This is a genomic window from Janibacter terrae (assembly GCF_039636765.1).
Taxonomy (GTDB): domain Bacteria; phylum Actinomycetota; class Actinomycetes; order Actinomycetales; family Dermatophilaceae; genus Janibacter; species Janibacter terrae.
The window spans coordinates 3097519-3113143 of sequence record NZ_CP144167.1; the positions used below are offsets into that span (position 1 = coordinate 3097519).

Here is a 15625-nt window from a genome sequence, read left to right on the forward strand (position 1 = left end):
CCCGGTGTCTCCACAGCAGTGACACGCACGACGACCCCTCCCGGTTCAGCGAGGCGGCAGGACCAGCAGGTCGACGTGGTCGACCAGGACGCCCAGCCCGCCCCCGGCCAGCTGCGCCCGCCGGAGCCCGGCGTACCCGGCGACGGGGTCGAGCAGGTCCGGACGCTGCTCGACCGCCGCTGCCAGCCACCCGGTGAGCCACTCGGCCGCGAGCGCCGCCGCGTCGGCGCCGAGGCACCACGGGCTGGCCGCCACCAGCACCCGTGCACCGCGGCCCCGCGCCAGGTCGCGGGCCGCTGCCGCCGCGTCGGGTCCGAGCAGGGCGCGCTCCCCCGCGCGGCGGCGCTGGTGGTCGTTGAAGGCCGTCTCGATGCGCGCGTCGAGCAGCGCCCCCGGCGTGAGCCGGACCCGACCCGTGACGCTGAGGGTGAGCAACACCGGGCACCGCGCCTGCACGCACCGCGCCACGACCCGCTCCATCTCCTCGAGCGTGAGCATGTCGAGGAGGGCAGAGGCCGTGATCAGCGTGGCGTCGGCGACGTCGTCCGCACCGAGGCGGGTGAGGTCCCCCGTGCGCGTCTCGACGCTCACGGCCGCACCGTCCAGCGCTGCGGCCGGCGGGTGCGCGGCGGCGACGGCGAGGAGGGCGGCGTCCCGGTCGTGCAGGACCCAGTGCTGCCGACCGGGCAGGCGCGGGGCGAGCCAGCGCCCCATGGACCCGGTGCCGCTCCCGAGGTCGTGCACGACGTGGCGCGGGGTGTCGGCGAGGACCCGCCCGAGCGTCCACCGCAGGCCGAGGGACCGGGCCGCCGCGTCGGCCGGCTCCCGCAGCCGCAGCCAGTCGGGGCTCACCGTGACCGTCGACGCGCTCATGCGGCCGCCCCGGCCCGCACGGTCGACAGCACGGCGGACACACCGTCGGCCGTCGTCGACCAGTCCGCGAGGGCCTCCCGCCGCGCGCGTGCCGCCGACCTCAGGTCGGCACGTCGCCCCGCGTCCGTGAGCCATCGCCGCAGCGCACGGGCGAGGCCGGCGGGCTCGTCGGGTGGCACCAGGACCCCGGGCCGACCGAGCGGCGTGTCACCCAGCGCCTCGGGCAGGCCACCCACGTGCGACGCGACGACGGGGATGCCCCTCGCGAGGGCCTCGGTCACGACCAAGCCGTACGTCTCGATCCTCGACGGGACGACGAGGAGGTCGCTGTCGGCGTACACCGCGTCCACCTCCGGTCCCGGGAGCGGTCCACGCAGGCGCACCCGCTCCCCGAGGCCACCCCCTTCGACCCTCCGCCCGAGACGTCGGGCCCACGACGGCTCGACATCGAGCGACCCGACGACCTGGCAGGACCAAGACAGGTCCGTGACGTCCGCGAGCGCGTCGACGAGCCGGTCCTGCCCCTTCGTCGGGACCACGGCCCCGATGCACGCCAGGCGGCTCCCCGCTGGTCCGCCCGCCACGAGCGGTGCGGCGTCGACGCCCGGCGCCACCACGTCGACGCGGTCGGCCGCGAGGCCGTAGGCCTCGACGACCCAGTCGCGCGTCCACCGGCTCGGGACGATGACCCCCGCCGCCGCGCGCAGGACCGTGCCTTCGTCCGCCCGGGTCCGGCGGCGGAGTGCCGGGGCACCGTCGACGCCCCCGGCCGCGTCGTGGCCGCGGGGCAGGTGCAGCAGCACGACCACCCGCAACCGACGGGCCTCGGCGACGAGGACCTCGGGGACCGCCGAGGCCACGAGCCCGTCGACGAGGACGAGGGAGCCGCGCGACAGGCCCGCCAACCTGGCCCCCAGCGCCTGCCGCGCGGCAGCGTCCGGTCCGGGCCACCGCCCGGCGGCCTCGTGGCGGCTCACCGCCCAGCCACGACGGGCCAGCCCCGCGCAGACCCGGAGGTCGTAGGTGTTGCCGCCGCTCGGCCGGGTCGGGTCGTCCACGCCCTCCGGGACGACGACGTGCACGGCGGTCACGGCGCACGCTCGTAGCTCGCCCACGCGACGTGGGACTCGTGGAGGGTGACGGCCAGGCCGGTCAGGTGGCCGACATCGGCACCCAGCTCCCCGCCCGCGACCCGGTCCGCGAGCCGGTCCGCGACGACCTGCGCCAGCCGCTCGGTCGTGGTGTTGACGTCTACCAGCGTCGGGTCGTCGTCGAGGTTGCGGTGGGCCAGGTCGGCGAGGACGGCCGCCAGGGCCACCGTCGCCGCGCCGATGTCGACGACGAGCCCGTCGTCGTCGAGCTGCGCGGCGCGGAAGGTCGCGTCGACGACATAGGTCGCGCCGTGCAGCCGCTGCGCGGGGCCGAAGACCTCTCCCCGCAGGCTGTGGGCCACCATCACGTGGTCCCTCACCGTCACGCTGAACATCTCATCCCGCCTCCTCTGCCGTCGGGTAGGTGATCGTGTGGCACAGGGCCGGGAGGGCCCCCGAGGCGATCCGCGGCATGACCTCGGGCAGGTCGTCGAAGGAGGAGCTGCCCGTGATGATCGCGTCGAAGGCGGGGTCACGCAGCAGCTCCATCGCGAGCAGGAGCCGCTCGTGGGTCGTGCGCCCGGGACGGCGCCGCGGCGAGACGCTCCCCACCTGGCTCGCCCGGATCGACAGCCGGCGCGCGTGGAAGGCACCACCGAGCCGCAGGCCCACCTCGGTGTCGCCGTACCAGCTGACATCCAGGACGCTGCCCCCTGCGGCGAGCAGGTCGAGCGAGAGCTGCAGGCCGGCGCCGGTGGCGCTGGCGTGGACGACGAGGTCACGGTCGCGCGGCGCGTCGGGGGGAAGGGAGAAATCCGCACCGAGCGCTCGGGCCACCGGCTCCCTTCGCGGGTCGAGGTCGACGACGGTCACCTCGGTGCCGGGGATGCCCACGAGCAGCCGGGTGGTGCACAGGCCGACCATGCCGGCGCCGACGACGACGACACGGTCCCCCACGAGGGGCGCGGCGTCCCAGAGGGCGTTGACGGCCGTCTCGACGGTCCCGGCGAGGACGGCCCGGTCATCGGGCACCTCGTCGGGCACCGGGACGACCGCGCCGACGGGGACGACGTAGGCCGTCTGGTGGGGGTGCAGGCAGAAGACGCGGCGGCCCAGCAGGTCGCTCGGTCCCTGCTCGACGACGCCGACGCTCAGGTAGCCGTACTTCACCGGTCCGGGGAAGTCCCCTGCCTGGAAGGGGGCCCGCATCACCGCGTACTGGTCGGGTGGGACGCCTCCGCGGTGGACGAGGGCCTCGGTGCCCCGGCTGACGCCGGAGCGCACGGTGCGCACCCGGACCTCACCGGGACCGGGGGCGCGCAGGACGACCGGCCGGATCTCCCCGGACCCGGGGGCACGCAGCCAGTAGGCCCGGTCCGGGCCGCTCACCGTGGCACCTCGCGACGTCCTCGCACGGTGGAGACACGGGGCGTGCCGGGCGATGGTTCATCCGCGCTCGTGCCCACCTGGGGCCTTGAACCGCAGGGCCGCCGCGGCCGTGATCAGGTCAGGGGTGATGGCGGTGTCACCCGGAGATGAAGGAGCACCATGCGCACCCGACTCATCACGGCAACGGCAGCCCTCGTCTCGGCGGCGGTGCACCTCGTCCTGTGGGCGTTCGAGGGCTACCGGGACCTCGACGTCATCGGTCCGGCCTTCCTGCTCAACGCGATGGCGGGCGTCGTCATCGCCGGCCTCCTCATCGGGTGGCGGCACTGGGTCCCGGCCCTCCTCGTGCTGGGCTTCGGCGCGAGCACGCTGGGCGCCTTCATCACCTCCGCCACCGTCGGGCTCTTCGGGGTCCAGGAGCGGTGGACGGGTGGCTGGGTGCTCACGGCTGCGGTCGCCGAGGTCGTCTGCATCGTCGGCGGCCTGACCCTGCTGCGCCGCCACGCGCCGGCCCGTCGACCGCTCCTGCGCTCTCGCACCCTGCGGACCCACTGACGCGGGGCTCAGATCGTCAGTCGCAGGAGGGTGGTCCCGTCCTCCGAGCGCATCTCCACGCTCTCGATGTCCCCCCGTCCGGTGGCGGTGGCCGCCGACAGGTGCATCGTCCGCCCGGGCAGGCCCCGCCAGGTGGCCACCCTCTCGGTCGCCCCGCCCTCCCTCCGCACGACGAGGGCGTACTCGGGTTCGTAGGCGAGCGTGTGGCCGGCTTCCTGCTCGTAGGTGCACGTCACCTCGATCCGGGTGCCCCAGGCCACGCTCTCCAGCTGCAGGTCCGCCTCCACCGGCACGCGTCCGACGGCGGTCATCGGGAGCGAGGGCACCGGGCTCGTGGCGACCGGTGGCGCCGCCACCCCCGGGTCCGGGGCGGTGCCGTCGCCGAGCGCGGCCATGCCGAGCGCCGCGGCGGAGACCGTGAGCGCGGCGACGGAGGCGGCGAGGCCGGCCACGACGACGGTGCGCCGTCGCTGCTGGTGCCGCACGTCGGCGACGAGCCCCGGCAGGAGCGTGCGCGGGACGGGGGGCACGGGCAGCAGGTCGTCGGGGCCGACCTGCGCGAGCAGGCCCGGCACCCCCGCGAGCTCGCGCACCGACCGGCTGCAGTCGTCGCACCGGGTGAGGTGCTCCTCGAACTCGAGGCGCTCGGTCGGGGACAGCGCACCCAGCACGTAGGCGCCGTCCCAGTGGGCGAGCTCGCAGGTCATGCGCCGACCCCCTTCTCCTGCAGGGCGAGCCGCAGCGCGCGCAGGGCGTAGTGCGTCCGGGACTTGACCGTCCCCTCGGGGATCCCGAGGGACCGCCCCGCCTCCGCGACCGACGCCCCGCGGAAGTAGCACTCCTGCAGCACGGCGCGGTGGTCAGCAGACAGGGACATGAGCGCATCGGCCACCACCCACGACAGCAGCAGCTGGTCGGTGTGGTCCCGGGCGTCCCGGGCGTCCGGCACGTCGGCCACGCTGAGCTCGCTCTGCGACCGCTTGGTCCGCCACTCGTCGATGACGATGTTGCGGGCCACGGTGAACAGCCACGCCCGCACCGACCCGTGGCTCTCGTCGAGACGAGCACGGTTTCGCCAGGCCCGGATCATCGTCTCCTGCACGACGTCCTCGGCACGCGCGTGGTCACGCCCGGTGAGGCTGAGGCAGTAGCCCCAGAGTGCGGCAGCGTGCTCGTCGTGCAGCTGCTGCATGAGCGCCGTGCCGGTGTCCGTCATGAGACCTCCTGGGAGGCCGTACGCAGGGAGCCCGTCCGCGGTTCACGACCGCGGCCCACCCGCGCCCGGACCCCGAACCCTCCTCCCGCGGACGTGGCCTGTCAACGACGGCCGAGGTGGCCGGAGGGTGAACCTGCCGCACTCGCCCCGCCGCGGCGCTGCTAGCGTCGCAGGGACAGCATTTCCCTGTTTCCGCACGAAGGGGTCCACCAGTGAGCACCACTCCCGTCAAGGTCGCCGTCACCGGCGCCGCCGGCCAGATCGGCTACAGCCTGCTCTTCCGCATCGCCAGCGGATCGCTCTTCGGTCCCGAGACCCCGGTCGAGCTGCGCCTGCTCGAGATCACCCCGGCCCTGAAGGCCCTCGAGGGTGTCGTCATGGAGCTCGACGACTGCGCCTTCCCGACCCTCGCCGGTGTCGAGATCGGCGACGACGCCGACAAGGTCTTCGACGGCGTCAACCACGCCCTGCTCGTCGGCGCCCGCCCCCGCGGCCCCGGCATGGAGCGCGGTGACCTCCTGGAGGCCAACGGCGGAATCTTCGCCCCGCAGGGTGCGGCGCTGAACAACGTCGCTGCCGACGACGTGCACGTCACGATCACGGGCAACCCGGCGAACACCAACGCGCTCATCGCGATGAACAACGCGCCTGACATCCCCAACGAGCGCTTCAGCGCGCTGACCCGTCTGGACCACAACCGGGCCATCAGCCAGCTGTCCGCCAAGCTCGGCGTGCCGGTCACCGAGATCAAGAAGATGACGATCTGGGGCAACCACTCGGCCACCCAGTACCCCGACCTCTTCCACGCCGAGGTCTCCGGCAAGAACGCCGCCGAGACCGTGGGCGACCAGGAGTGGCTGGAGTCGACCTTCATCCCGACCGTCGCCAAGCGCGGCGCGGCGATCATCGAGGCCCGCGGCGCCTCCTCCGCCGCCTCCGCGGCGTCGGCGACCGTCGACCACGCCCGCGACTGGGCGCTCGGCACCCCCGAGGGCGACTGGGTGTCCATGTCGGTCTGCTCCGACGGCTCGTACGGCGTCCCCGAGGGCCTCATCTCCTCCTTCCCCGTCACCGTCAAGGACGGCAGCTGGGAGATCGTCCAGGGCCTGGAGATCGACGACTTCTCGCGCGCGAAGATCGACGCCTCGGTCGCCGAGCTGGCCGAGGAGCGCGAGGCCGTGACCAAGCTCGGCCTCATCAAGGGCTGACACCGCGCACCCCAACAAGGAGGGCCCCGCACCGGTCGGTGCGGGGCCCCCTTCGTCGTGCTGGGGACCTGCCTCAGCGGGCGGTGAGGTCCAGCGAGAAGCCCGCGACGAGGACCGCGACCGCGAGGACGACGAGCGTCACGACGTCGACGAGCGGACCGCGCACGGCGATGCCGCCGGCGCGCGAGCCCGGGAGGGTCACGCGCAGGACCGCGGCGAGCAGCAGCGAGCCCGCGCAGGCGAGCGTGGCCCGCAGCACGTGGTCGGTGAGGATGAAGAGCAGGGCGACGGCGAGGCCGCCGGCGATGAGCCACCAGGCGGCGAGCGGGCGCACGTCGAGCGCCGGTCGGGCCGGCGCCGTCGGCCGATGCTCCCGCTCGCCCGGGCCGGTCATCGCAGGGCCCGCTCCGCGGCCTCGACGACATTGGTGAGCAGCATGGCGCGGGTCATCGGGCCGACGCCGCCGGGGTTGGGGCTGACCCAGCCGGCGACCTCGGCGACGTCCGCGGCGACATCGCCGGCGACCTTGGACGTACCGTCCTCGGCGACCAGCCGGCTCACGCCGACGTCGAGCACGGCCGCACCCGGCTTGACCATGTCGGCGGTGATGATGCCCGGCACGCCGGCGGCGGCGACGACGACGTCGGCCTGGCGCACCTCGGCCGCGAGGTCGCGAGTCCCGGTGTGGCACAGGACCGTCGTCGCGTTCTCGCTGCGGCGGGTGAGGATCAGGCCGAGCGGGCGCCCCACCGTGATGCCGCGACCGACGATGACGACCCGGGCGCCGGCGATCGGCACGTCGTGCCGCCGCAGGAGCTCGATGCAACCCATCGGCGTGCACGGCAGCGGCGCCGGCTCGCCGAGGACGAGCCAGCCGAGGTTCGTCGGGTGCAGGCCGTCGACGTCCTTGGCCGGGTCGACGGCGGAGAGGATCGCGTTCTCGTCCAGGCCGGTCGGCTGCTGCACGAGGAACCCGGTGCAGGCCGGGTCCTCGTTGAGCTCGCGCACGACCGCCAGGACCTCCTCGAGCGTCGAGGTCGCCGGCAGGTCACGGCGGATGCTCGTGATGCCGATCTCTGCGCAGTCCCGGTGCTTCGCGCCCACGTACCAGCGGCTGCCCGGGTCCTCGCCCACGAGCACGGTGCCGAGCCCCGGGGTGACGCCCTGCTCCTTGAGAGCGGCCACCCGGCCGCGCAGCTCGTCCTTGATCGACGCGAGCGCCGCCTTGCCGTCGAGGATCTGTGCTGTCACGACCCCATCCTTTCGTCGGTGTCCGGTGCTCAGTGGGCGAAGTGGCGGGTGCCGGTGAAGTACATCGTGATGCCCGCGGCCTGCGCCGCGGCGACGACCTCGTCGTCACGCACGGACCCACCCGGCGCGACGACGGCGCGCACTCCCGCGTCGAGCAGGACCTGGAGCCCGTCGGCGAAGGGGAAGAAGGCGTCCGAGGCCGCGACGGCCCCCTTCGCCCGCTCCTCGCCGGCCCGGCCGACCGCGAGGTGGCACGAGTCGACCCGGTTGACCTGGCCCATGCCGATGCCCACCGAGCCGCCGTCCTTCGCGAGGAGGATCGCGTTGGACTTGGTCGCGCGCACGGCGCGCCACGCGAAGGCGAGGTCAGCGAGCGTCTGCTCGTCGGCGGCATCACCGGTCACGAGCGCCCAGGCGCGCGGGTCGTCCCCGTGCCCCTGCGTCGGCTTGTCCTCCCCCTTCGCCTCGACGACGCCGTCGATCGCGTCGCGCTGCTGCACGAGCAGGCCACCGGAGATCGGTCGGGTCTCGACGCCACCGGGCGTGGGGGTCGCGACCTTGAGCAGGCGGCGGTTCTTCTTCTCCTTGAGGATCGTCAGGGCGTCGGGCTCGAAGTCCGGCGCCAGGACGACCTCCGAGAAGGTGTCGTTGAGGGCGGTGGCCATCGCCGCGGTGATCGGGCGGTTGCTGGCGACGATGCCGCCGTAGGCGGAGACCGGGTCGCAGGCGTGCGCCCGCTCGTAGGCGGACTCGATGCTCTCCCCCACCGCGATGCCGCACGGGTTGGCGTGCTTGATGATCGCGACGGTCGGCTGGTCGCCGTGGTCGTGCGCGGCGCGCAGGGCCGCGTCACCGTCGATGTAGTTGTTGTACGACATCTCCTTGCCGTGCAGCTGCTCGGCGTGCGCGAGGCCAGCGGCGCCCTCGGTCACGTACAGCGCGGCGGCCTGGTGCGGGTTCTCGCCGTAGCGCAGGCCGGAGGACTTGGTGTACGTGCCGCCGATCCAGCCCGGGAAGGGGGTGTCGTCGCTCGGGCTGAGCACCGAGCCCATCCACGACGCCACCGCGACGTCGTACGTGGCGGTGTGGACGAAGGCCGCCGCCGCGAGGCGCTCGCGCTGGGCCTGGATGAAGCCGCCGCCGCGCACGGTCTCGAGGACGTCGGCGTAGCTGCTCGGGTCGGTGACGATCGCGACGGACGCGTGGTTCTTGGCCGCGGCGCGCACCATCGTCGGCCCACCGATGTCGATCTTCTCGATGCAGTCCTGGATGCCGGCGCCCGAGGCCACGGTGTCGGCGAAGGGGTAGAGGTTCACGACGACGAGGTCGAAGGGGGTGACCTCCAACTCCTCGAGCTGGCGGACGTGGTCGGGCAGCCGGGTGTCGGCGAGGATGCCCGCGTGCACGCGCGGGTGCAGGGTCTTGACCCGGCCGTCGAGGCACTCGGGGAACCCGGTGAGGTCCTCGACCTTCGTCACGGGCAGGCCCAGCCCGGCGATCGTGGCCGCGGAGCCGCCGGTCGACACGAGCTCGACGCCCGCGTCGGCGAGACCCCGGACGAGGTCCTCGAGGCCGGTCTTGTCGTAGACGGAGACGAGGGCACGGCGGACGGGACGGCGTTCTGACACGAGTACTCCTGGAAGGTCGCTTGCATCTGCAGATGGGCGCACCCAGGCGGGCGATGCACCTCGACTTCGTCACTCCCCGGTGGTGATCCACCTTCGCCAGTCGTGTGCCCCCAGTCTACGAGAGGTCGCGCGACTCAGCGCACCCCGCCGAGGAGGACCCGGCGACCCTCGACCCGCCAGCCACCAGTGGCCATCGCGGCGACGACGTCGACGAGCATCTCGCGCTCGACAGCCTTGATCCGCTCGTGCAGCGACTCCTCGGTGTCGTCAGCGGAGATCGCCACGGTCCGCTGCTCGATGATCGGGCCGGTGTCGACGCCGGCGTCGACGAGGTGGGCAGTCGAGCCGGTGACGGTGACGCCGTACGCCAGCGCGTCCCGGACGCCGTGGGCGCCGGGGAAGGCCGGCAGCAGCGCCGGGTGGGTGTTGAGGAAGGTGCCGCTCGCGAGGGCCCGCGGCCCGAGGATCTTCATGAAGCCGGCCGTGACGACGAGGTCGGGCTCGTGCCGGGCGATGTCGGCCGCGAGCGCCGCGTCCCAGGCCTCCCGGTCGGGGTGGTCCGCGACCCGCTCGACGAAGGTCTGCACGCCCGCCGCCGCGGCCCGCTCCAGGCCCACGCACTCCCGGTCGGCGCCGACCGCGACGACCTGCGCGGGCAGGTCGGGGGCGTCGAGCAGGGCCTGCAGCAGGGTCCCCGAGCCGGAGACGAGGACGACGAGACGAAGGGGGGCGCTCACCCGCCGCAGTCTAGGTCGAGCGCTCAGCGGCGCAGGACCCACCACTCGCGCGCCAGGACGATGAAGGCCCCGATGCCGAGCTCGAGCACGAGCACCCCGCCGAGCGCCGGCGCCCGGGCGCCGAGGTCGGCCAGGCGCAGGGCACCCAGCGAGCCGCCGGCGAGGGCGTCGAGCAGGACGACGAGGAGTGCGGCCACACCGACCGCGACCGACAAGACGGCGAGCTTGGTCTGGGTCGGGGCCAGCCGCGGCACCCACTGCAGCGCCTCACGGCCGAGCCAGGCGCCGGCGAGGACCGGCAGGAGGACGAGCAGGTGGGTCACCCAGGGCAGGTCGCCCGGCTGGGGCTGCGCGGCGAGGACGGGCACCATCGGCAGCAGGCCGGACTCCGCCCCCGACCACGTCGTCATCGCACCGCCCGCGGTCGAGAAGCCCGGACCGGCGGCGAAGGACAGCGCCCAGATCCCGAGGTTGGGCAGGAGCATCAGCTGCAGGAGCACCAGGAGCGTCCCGCCGAAGACCCCCGCGTCGAGGCCAGCGTGCAGGTGCGCCACCCGGCCGAGGTGCACGGCCGTCGCGACGAGGACCAGTGCGGAGCCGAGGAGGACGAGGAGGGCGGCCCCCTTCGCCCCCGGCACGACGCCGCGACGCAGCGAGGTCGGCGCCCGCTCCCACACCCGCGCGGCCTCCTCGGGCAGCCCGTGCGCGAGGACCAGGCCGAGCGCGGGGAGGACGACGAGCGGGAGGAGCACGCTGGGGACCACAGGTCCGGCCGGCGACAGCAGACCGAGGAGGGAGACGAGCAGGCCGACACCGGCGTAACCGCCGAGCCAGGCGCCCTGGAGCGCGCGCGACGGCTCCTGCGGCAGGCCGCGCCGGGCACCGGCCCGGGCCAGGAGGAGCAGCAGGAGGGTCCCGACGAGGGGCGTCATGGCGAGCGTGCCGTCGCCGAGGTGCAGCCGCGCCCCACCGAGGACCAGCCACAGGAGGCTGCCCGATCCGAGGGCGTCGCCGACGCCGGCGGAGGCACGGGGCACCGCCAGGGCGCCGAGCAGGACGAGGACGACGGGCACGAGCCACCCGGCGAGCGCCGTCAGCGCACCGGCGGCCGCGGCCGCCACCTCGGGCCGCCTGCGAGTAGCGTCTTCTCCCGTCGTGGCCGACCGGATGTGTTCCATCACCGTCACGGCCCCATCGTCACCGACGGGGGACGGCTGGTGGTGGAGGCCAGCCGGGGAGGACTAAAAGAAGTGGGAAAGGACCACGCACCCGCGGGGCAACCGCATCGCCGGCACACGCGTCTGGAGAGGTGATGGAGGGAGGTCGGGCATCAGCCGAGGACGAGTTCGACGAGTTCTACCGGGCGACCGCACCGCGCGTGGTGCACCTGGTGTACGCCGCGACGGGCGACCTGGAGCTCGCGCGCGACTCCACCCAGGAGGCCTTCGCCCGCGCGTGGCAGCGCTGGGACCAGGTGCGGACCGCGGACGAGCCGGGCGCGTGGGTCCGGACGGTGGCTCGCCGGATCGCCATCTCGACATGGCGCAAGGACTCCAACCGCACCAGGGCGATGGAGCGGCGCGGCGAGGACGCCCGACCGGCCGCGCCGACGGTGGACCGGGTCGCGGTCGTCGCCGCCCTGCGCACCCTCGGCCCCGACGTGCGCGAGACCCTGGCCCTGTACTACCTCGCCGACCTGTCGGTCGACGAGATCTCCCGGCAGACGGGCATCCCGTCGGGGACCATCAAGGCACGGCTGCACCGCGGCCGTGCCCAGCTGGCCACGGCCCTCGCCGACACGGAGGCCCACGATGACTGACCGTCACGACACCCCGCGCGGCCCCGACGACGACGAGCTCGTGCGTGCCGCCCTCATGGAGCTCATGGACGACGTGGGCGCGCACCCGCTGCCCGAGCCGTCGGCCGTGCGGGCCCGCGCCGAGGTCGACGGGGCGAGCTTCACGCCCGACGACATGCGCCACCTCGCCCGAGCCGTCCTCGGGGAGGTCGACCTCACGCAGGAGCCCTGTCCGCCGGCCACCCCCTCCTCGGCCGCGACGGGCGCAGCCGCGGACCACCCGGGCAGAACAACGCCGACCCGGGAGCAGGGGGGATCGACCGGGTCGGCGCTGTGGGAGACAGGCTAAGCCCGTCAGGTCGTCCGCGTCACCAGTGGGCCGGACCGGGGGCCGTGTCGTGCATCACGCCCGCAGGCCGGCGAGCAGGGCGGCCGTGGCGACGGCGGCCTCTGCGGCCTCGCGGCCCTTGTCCTCCCGGGATCCCGGCAGGCCGGCCCGGTCGAGTGCCTGGGCGTCGTCGTCGCAGGTGAGCAGGCCGAAGCCGATGGGCGTACCCGAGTCGAGCGCCACCCGGGAGAGCCCGTCCGTCGCCGCGGCGCACACGTAGTCGAAGTGCGGTGTGCCGCCACGGATCACGACGCCGAGGGCGACGACCGCGTCGTGCGTCCCGGCCAGCTCGGCCGCGACGAGCGGCAGCTCGAAGCTGCCCGGGACGCGCACGAGCATCGGCTCGATGCCCGCCTCCGCGAGCGCTGCCCGCGCGCCACCGACGAGACCGTCCATGACCTGCGTGTGCCAGCTCGAGGCGACGACCGCCACGCGCAGGTCGCCGGCCGCGGCGATGTCGATCCTCGGTGCTCCGTGCCCGCTCATCGGGTGCTCCCTTCGTCCGTGTCCGGCAGCCACGGGAGGTCGTGGCCCATCCGGTCGCGCTTGGTGCGCAGGTAGTGCAGGTTGTCACTCGTGACGCCCGCCGGCAGCGGGTCGCGACCGGCGACGGTGATGCCGAGCGCCTGGAGGGCGTCGACCTTGGCCGGGTTGTTGCTCAGCAGCCGCACCGTCGTGACGCCGAGCCGGCGCAGCACCTGGGCGGCGTGGGTGTAGTCCCGTGCGTCGACCGGCAACCCCAGGTCCGCGTTGGCGTCGACGGTGTCGGCACCACGGTCCTGGGCGGCGTACGCCCGCAGCTTGTCGACGAGGCCGATGCCCCTGCCCTCGTGCCCGCGCACGTAGACGATGACGCCGGAGCCGGCCGAGACGACGGCCGCCATGGCCGCCTGGAGCTGCGGTCCGCAGTCGCAGCGCAACGAGCCGAAGACGTCCCCGGTGAGGCACTCGCTGTGCACCCGCACGAGCGGCGTGCCCCGGCCGATGTCGCCGTGGACGAGCGCCATGTGCTCGGAGCCGTCGACGGCGCTGCGGTAGCCGTGCGCGACGAACTCGCCGTGGGAGGTCGGCAGCCGGGTCGAGACGACGTGCTCGATGAGCGCCTCGGAGCGGCGGCGCAGGTCGACGAGGTCGGCGATGCTCACGAGCGGCCAGCCGCGCTCGTCGGCGAGGCGGCGCAGCCCGGGCAGCCGCGACATCGAGCCGTCCTCCTCGACGACCTCGCAGATGACGCCGGCGGGCGCCCGTCCGGCGAGCCGGCAGAGGTCGACCGCCGCCTCGGTGTGGCCGCGGCGCACGAGCACGCCCCCGTCCCGGGCGCGCAGCGGGAAGACGTGCCCGGGCCGCGCGAGGTCCCCGCGACCGGTGCTCGGGTCCGCGAGCAGCCGCGCCGTGCGGGCGCGGTCGGCGGCGCTGATGCCGGTGGTCACGCCGGTCCGCGCGTCGACGGAGACCGAGTAGGCCGTCCCCTTGGAGTCCTCGTTGATCGCGGTCATCGGCGGCAGCGCGAGCCGGTCGAGCTCGGCACCGGTCATCGCGACGCAGATCACCCCGCTGCCCAGGCGCACCGTGAGGCCCATGAGCTCGTCGGTCGCGGCGTCGGCCGCGAAGATGATGTCGCCCTCGTTCTCCCGGTCCGCGTCGTCGACGACGAGCACCGGGCGGCCGGCCGCGATCGCCTCGATCGCGGTCTCGATCGGGTCGAGCAGGTCGTCGTCGTGGGTCATCGCGGGTCCTTCGGGTCGAGTGCGAGCATGCGCTGCACGTACTTGCCGAGGATGTCCACCTCGACGTTGACGCGGTCGCCGACTCCCTTGCGTCCCAAGGTCGTCAGCTCCATCGTCGTGGGGATGAGGGCCACCTCGACGTGGTCGTCACCGGCGGCGGTCAGGGTGAGGCTCACGCCGTCGAGGCAGATCGAGCCCTTCTCGACGACGAAGGGGGCCAGCCCGGGGTCGATCGCCAGGCGCACCTCCTCCCACCGGTCGCCCGGGCGGCGCTGGGTGATCGTCGCGGTCCCGTCGACGTGCCCCTGCACGAGGTGGCCGTCGAGGCGGGCGCCGAGCACCATGGCCCGCTCGAGATTGACCACGTCGCCGACGGCGAGGTCGCCGAGGACGGTGCGGCGCAGGCTCTCGGCCATGACGTCGAAGGTGACCTCACCCCCCTTCGCCTCCGTGTCGGTGACGGTGAGGCAGGCGCCGTTGACGCCGATGGAGGCCCCGTGCGGTGCGTCGGTCGTCGTGACCTGCCCTCGCACGGTGATGCGGCTGGAGTCGGCCCCCTCCTCGACGGCGACGACCTCCCCCAGCTCCTCGATGATCCCGGTGAACATCAGTGGTCCCTTCTGACGGTGGCGGTGAGGGCGACGTCGTCGCCCAGCCGCCGCACGTCGGTCGTGTCGAGGCGCAGCGCGCCGGTCATGGTCGTGATGCCCGCGTCGGCGAGGACCGAGGTCCCGGCGCCGAGCAGGGCGGGGGCGATGTGGGCGACGACCTCGTCGACGAGGTCGTGCGCGATGCAGGTGGCGGCAAGGCTCGCGCCGCCCTCGAGGAGCAGCGAGCGCACCCCGCGCTCGTGCAGGGTCGTGAGGACGGCTGCGACGTCGAGGCCGCGCGGGCCGCGCGGCGCGGCGAGGACGTCGACGCCGGCGGCGAGCAGCCGGGAGGCGTCGGCGTCGTCCGCGACGACGACGAGGGTCGGTGCGACGTCGTCGAGCACGCGGGCGTCGAGCGGGATCCTCGCTCCGGAGTCGAGGACGACGCGCAGTGGCTGGTGGGCGCCCGGCAGGTCCCGGACGGCGAGGTGGGGGTCGTCGGCCCGCAGCGTCCCGCCCCCGACGAGGACCGCGTCGCGCTCCGCGCGCAGCCGGTGCACGGCGGCCCGCGCCTGCGGCCCGGTGATCCACCGGCTCGTCCCGTCGGCGGCGGCGGTGCGGCCGTCGAGGGTGCTCGCGAGCTTCCACGTGACGTGCGGTCGACCGGCGACCGTCGCGCGCAGCCAGGCCCGGTTGACGTGCGCGGCGGCCTCCCGACCGACTCCCTCCACGACGTCGACACCGTTGTCCCGCAACAGGTCCGCTCCCCCGCCGGCGGTGCGCGTGGGGTCGGGCACGGCGATGACGACGCTCGCGATGCCCGCCTCGAGCAGCGCGCTCGTGCACGGTCCGGTGCGGCCCGTGTGCCGGCACGGCTCGAGGGTGACGACGGCGGTGCCGCCGCGGGCGGCGTCGCCGGCGGCCCGCAGGGCGACGACCTCGGCGTGCGGTCCCCCGGCCCGCTCGTGGTGGCCCTCGCCCACGATGCGCCCGCTGGCGTCGAGCACGACGCAGCCGACGACCGGGTTGGGGCTGGTGCGACCGAGGCCGCGCGCGGCCAGCCCGACGGCTCGCGCCATCGCGGTCTCGATGATCAAGCGGTGCTGCATGTGCCTCTCCGTGGTCCGACGCGGACCACGGGGGCGAAGGGAGACACGCCCGTCGGGCGTGGCGG

The 15625-nt window shown here is 74.6% G+C and carries 19 protein-coding genes and 1 riboswitch; of the genes, 4 read left to right on the forward strand and 15 right to left on the reverse strand.

Going from position 1 to position 15625, the window contains the following annotated elements:
* Nucleotides 1-45: 45 nt before the first annotated feature.
* Genes V3C34_RS15415 through V3C34_RS15430 form a run of 4 tightly spaced genes read right to left on the reverse strand, consistent with a single transcriptional unit; the run spans nucleotide 46 to nucleotide 3353 of the window.
* Nucleotides 46-873, reverse strand: a complete 828-nt coding sequence (locus V3C34_RS15415; RefSeq protein ID WP_346007582.1) for a methyltransferase domain-containing protein — start codon at nucleotides 871-873, stop codon at nucleotides 46-48.
* Nucleotides 870-1964: a glycosyltransferase family 4 protein gene (locus V3C34_RS15420; protein ID WP_346007583.1), complete on the reverse strand. Its 1095-nt coding sequence runs from the start codon at nucleotides 1962-1964 to the stop codon at nucleotides 870-872. The genes V3C34_RS15415 and V3C34_RS15420 overlap by 4 nt, the downstream gene beginning before the upstream one ends.
* Entirely contained in the window at nucleotides 1961-2359 is a 399-nt protein-coding gene (locus V3C34_RS15425; RefSeq protein WP_346007584.1) for a 6-carboxytetrahydropterin synthase, read from the reverse strand. The genes V3C34_RS15420 and V3C34_RS15425 overlap by 4 nt, the downstream gene beginning before the upstream one ends.
* A gap of 1 nt (nucleotide 2360) precedes the next feature.
* Nucleotides 2361-3353, reverse strand: a complete 993-nt coding sequence (locus tag V3C34_RS15430; protein ID WP_346007585.1) for a dehydrogenase — start codon at nucleotides 3351-3353, stop codon at nucleotides 2361-2363.
* 159 nt (nucleotides 3354-3512) lie between these two features.
* Between V3C34_RS15430 and V3C34_RS15435 the strand changes: the two genes are divergently transcribed.
* Nucleotides 3513-3908: a hypothetical protein gene (locus tag V3C34_RS15435; RefSeq protein ID WP_346007586.1), complete on the forward strand. Its 396-nt coding sequence runs from the start codon at nucleotides 3513-3515 to the stop codon at nucleotides 3906-3908.
* Nucleotides 3909-3916: 8 nt separating this feature from the next.
* Here V3C34_RS15435 and V3C34_RS15440 read toward each other — a convergent pair whose 3' ends face one another.
* On the reverse strand, nucleotides 3917-4615 hold the full coding sequence (locus V3C34_RS15440) for a zf-HC2 domain-containing protein (RefSeq protein WP_346007587.1): 699 nt from the start codon (nucleotides 4613-4615) through the stop codon (nucleotides 3917-3919).
* Nucleotides 4612-5124: a sigma-70 family RNA polymerase sigma factor gene (locus V3C34_RS15445; protein ID WP_346007588.1), complete on the reverse strand. Its 513-nt coding sequence runs from the start codon at nucleotides 5122-5124 to the stop codon at nucleotides 4612-4614. The genes V3C34_RS15440 and V3C34_RS15445 overlap by 4 nt, the downstream gene beginning before the upstream one ends.
* A 212-nt stretch (nucleotides 5125-5336) precedes the next feature.
* Here V3C34_RS15445 and V3C34_RS15450 point away from each other — a divergent pair, with 212 nt between their 5' ends.
* Nucleotides 5337-6332 carry a malate dehydrogenase gene (locus tag V3C34_RS15450; protein WP_346007589.1) on the forward strand — a complete coding sequence of 332 codons (996 nt, stop codon included), beginning with the start codon at nucleotides 5337-5339 and terminating at the stop codon, nucleotides 6330-6332.
* 73 nt (nucleotides 6333-6405) lie between these two features.
* Here V3C34_RS15450 and V3C34_RS15455 read toward each other — a convergent pair whose 3' ends face one another.
* The 5 genes from V3C34_RS15455 to V3C34_RS15475 all read right to left on the reverse strand — a co-directional run bounded on the left by V3C34_RS15455 (nucleotide 6406) and on the right by V3C34_RS15475 (nucleotide 11069).
* Nucleotides 6406-6726, reverse strand: a complete 321-nt coding sequence (locus tag V3C34_RS15455; RefSeq protein WP_068321844.1) for a DUF3017 domain-containing protein — start codon at nucleotides 6724-6726, stop codon at nucleotides 6406-6408.
* Nucleotides 6723-7583, reverse strand: coding sequence for a bifunctional methylenetetrahydrofolate dehydrogenase/methenyltetrahydrofolate cyclohydrolase (locus tag V3C34_RS15460; protein ID WP_068321841.1), 861 nt, complete (start codon nucleotides 7581-7583; stop codon nucleotides 6723-6725). The genes V3C34_RS15455 and V3C34_RS15460 overlap by 4 nt, the downstream gene beginning before the upstream one ends.
* A gap of 29 nt (nucleotides 7584-7612) precedes the next feature.
* Nucleotides 7613-9211, reverse strand: a complete 1599-nt coding sequence (purH, locus tag V3C34_RS15465; RefSeq protein WP_346007590.1) for a bifunctional phosphoribosylaminoimidazolecarboxamide formyltransferase/IMP cyclohydrolase — start codon at nucleotides 9209-9211, stop codon at nucleotides 7613-7615.
* A 33-nt stretch (nucleotides 9212-9244) separates the two neighbouring features.
* A riboswitch (ZMP/ZTP riboswitch) is annotated at nucleotides 9245-9318 on the reverse strand.
* 27 nt (nucleotides 9319-9345) lie between these two features.
* Entirely contained in the window at nucleotides 9346-9948 is a 603-nt protein-coding gene (purN, locus tag V3C34_RS15470; RefSeq protein ID WP_345912764.1) for a phosphoribosylglycinamide formyltransferase, read from the reverse strand.
* 23 nt (nucleotides 9949-9971) lie between these two features.
* Nucleotides 9972-11069, reverse strand: coding sequence for a cell division protein PerM (locus tag V3C34_RS15475; protein ID WP_068321832.1), 1098 nt, complete (start codon nucleotides 11067-11069; stop codon nucleotides 9972-9974).
* A gap of 191 nt (nucleotides 11070-11260) precedes the next feature.
* On the opposite strand from V3C34_RS15475, the gene V3C34_RS15480 reads away from it, so the two are divergent.
* Both V3C34_RS15480 and V3C34_RS15485 read left to right on the forward strand, forming a co-directional pair.
* Complete coding sequence (locus V3C34_RS15480; protein ID WP_345912763.1) at nucleotides 11261-11767, forward strand: SigE family RNA polymerase sigma factor; 507 nt, start codon at nucleotides 11261-11263, stop codon at nucleotides 11765-11767.
* Nucleotides 11760-12095, forward strand: a complete 336-nt coding sequence (locus V3C34_RS15485) for a hypothetical protein (protein ID WP_346007591.1) — start codon at nucleotides 11760-11762, stop codon at nucleotides 12093-12095. Before V3C34_RS15480 ends, V3C34_RS15485 begins: the two co-directional genes overlap by 8 nt.
* A 54-nt stretch (nucleotides 12096-12149) precedes the next feature.
* Here V3C34_RS15485 and ribH read toward each other — a convergent pair whose 3' ends face one another.
* The 4 genes from ribH to ribD are packed head-to-tail and all read right to left on the reverse strand — an operon-like array spanning nucleotide 12150 to nucleotide 15560.
* A complete protein-coding gene (ribH, locus tag V3C34_RS15490; protein ID WP_068321821.1) occupies nucleotides 12150-12620 on the reverse strand; it encodes a 6,7-dimethyl-8-ribityllumazine synthase in 471 nt (156 codons plus the stop codon).
* Entirely contained in the window at nucleotides 12617-13861 is a 1245-nt protein-coding gene (locus V3C34_RS15495) for a bifunctional 3,4-dihydroxy-2-butanone-4-phosphate synthase/GTP cyclohydrolase II (RefSeq protein ID WP_068321818.1), read from the reverse strand. The genes ribH and V3C34_RS15495 overlap by 4 nt, the downstream gene beginning before the upstream one ends.
* Nucleotides 13858-14469: a riboflavin synthase gene (locus V3C34_RS15500; RefSeq protein WP_346007592.1), complete on the reverse strand. Its 612-nt coding sequence runs from the start codon at nucleotides 14467-14469 to the stop codon at nucleotides 13858-13860. Before V3C34_RS15500 ends, V3C34_RS15495 begins: the two co-directional genes overlap by 4 nt.
* A complete protein-coding gene (ribD, locus tag V3C34_RS15505; protein WP_346007593.1) occupies nucleotides 14469-15560 on the reverse strand; it encodes a bifunctional diaminohydroxyphosphoribosylaminopyrimidine deaminase/5-amino-6-(5-phosphoribosylamino)uracil reductase RibD in 1092 nt (363 codons plus the stop codon). The genes V3C34_RS15500 and ribD overlap by 1 nt, the downstream gene beginning before the upstream one ends.
* Nucleotides 15561-15625: the final 65 nt, after the last annotated feature.

Bases quoted from the DNA above. Each gene is read 5' to 3' on its own strand.
- V3C34_RS15415 (WP_346007582.1), bottom strand. From the start codon at position 873: ATGAGCGCGTCGACGGTCACGGTGAGCCCCGACTGGCTGCGGCTGCGG.
- V3C34_RS15425 (WP_346007584.1), bottom strand. From the start codon at position 2,359: ATGTTCAGCGTGACGGTGAGGGACCACGTGATGGTGGCCCACAGCCTG.
- V3C34_RS15435 (WP_346007586.1), top strand. From the start codon at position 3,513: ATGCGCACCCGACTCATCACGGCAACGGCAGCCCTCGTCTCGGCGGCG.
- V3C34_RS15440 (WP_346007587.1), bottom strand. From the start codon at position 4,615: ATGACCTGCGAGCTCGCCCACTGGGACGGCGCCTACGTGCTGGGTGCG.
- V3C34_RS15445 (WP_346007588.1), bottom strand. From the start codon at position 5,124: ATGACGGACACCGGCACGGCGCTCATGCAGCAGCTGCACGACGAGCAC.
- V3C34_RS15455 (WP_068321844.1), bottom strand. From the start codon at position 6,726: ATGACCGGCCCGGGCGAGCGGGAGCATCGGCCGACGGCGCCGGCCCGA.
- V3C34_RS15480 (WP_345912763.1), top strand. From the start codon at position 11,261: ATGGAGGGAGGTCGGGCATCAGCCGAGGACGAGTTCGACGAGTTCTAC.
- V3C34_RS15485 (WP_346007591.1), top strand. From the start codon at position 11,760: ATGACTGACCGTCACGACACCCCGCGCGGCCCCGACGACGACGAGCTC.
- ribH (WP_068321821.1), bottom strand. From the start codon at position 12,620: ATGAGCGGGCACGGAGCACCGAGGATCGACATCGCCGCGGCCGGCGAC.
- V3C34_RS15495 (WP_068321818.1), bottom strand. From the start codon at position 13,861: ATGACCCACGACGACGACCTGCTCGACCCGATCGAGACCGCGATCGAG.
- V3C34_RS15500 (WP_346007592.1), bottom strand. From the start codon at position 14,469: ATGTTCACCGGGATCATCGAGGAGCTGGGGGAGGTCGTCGCCGTCGAG.
- ribD (WP_346007593.1), bottom strand. From the start codon at position 15,560: ATGCAGCACCGCTTGATCATCGAGACCGCGATGGCGCGAGCCGTCGGG.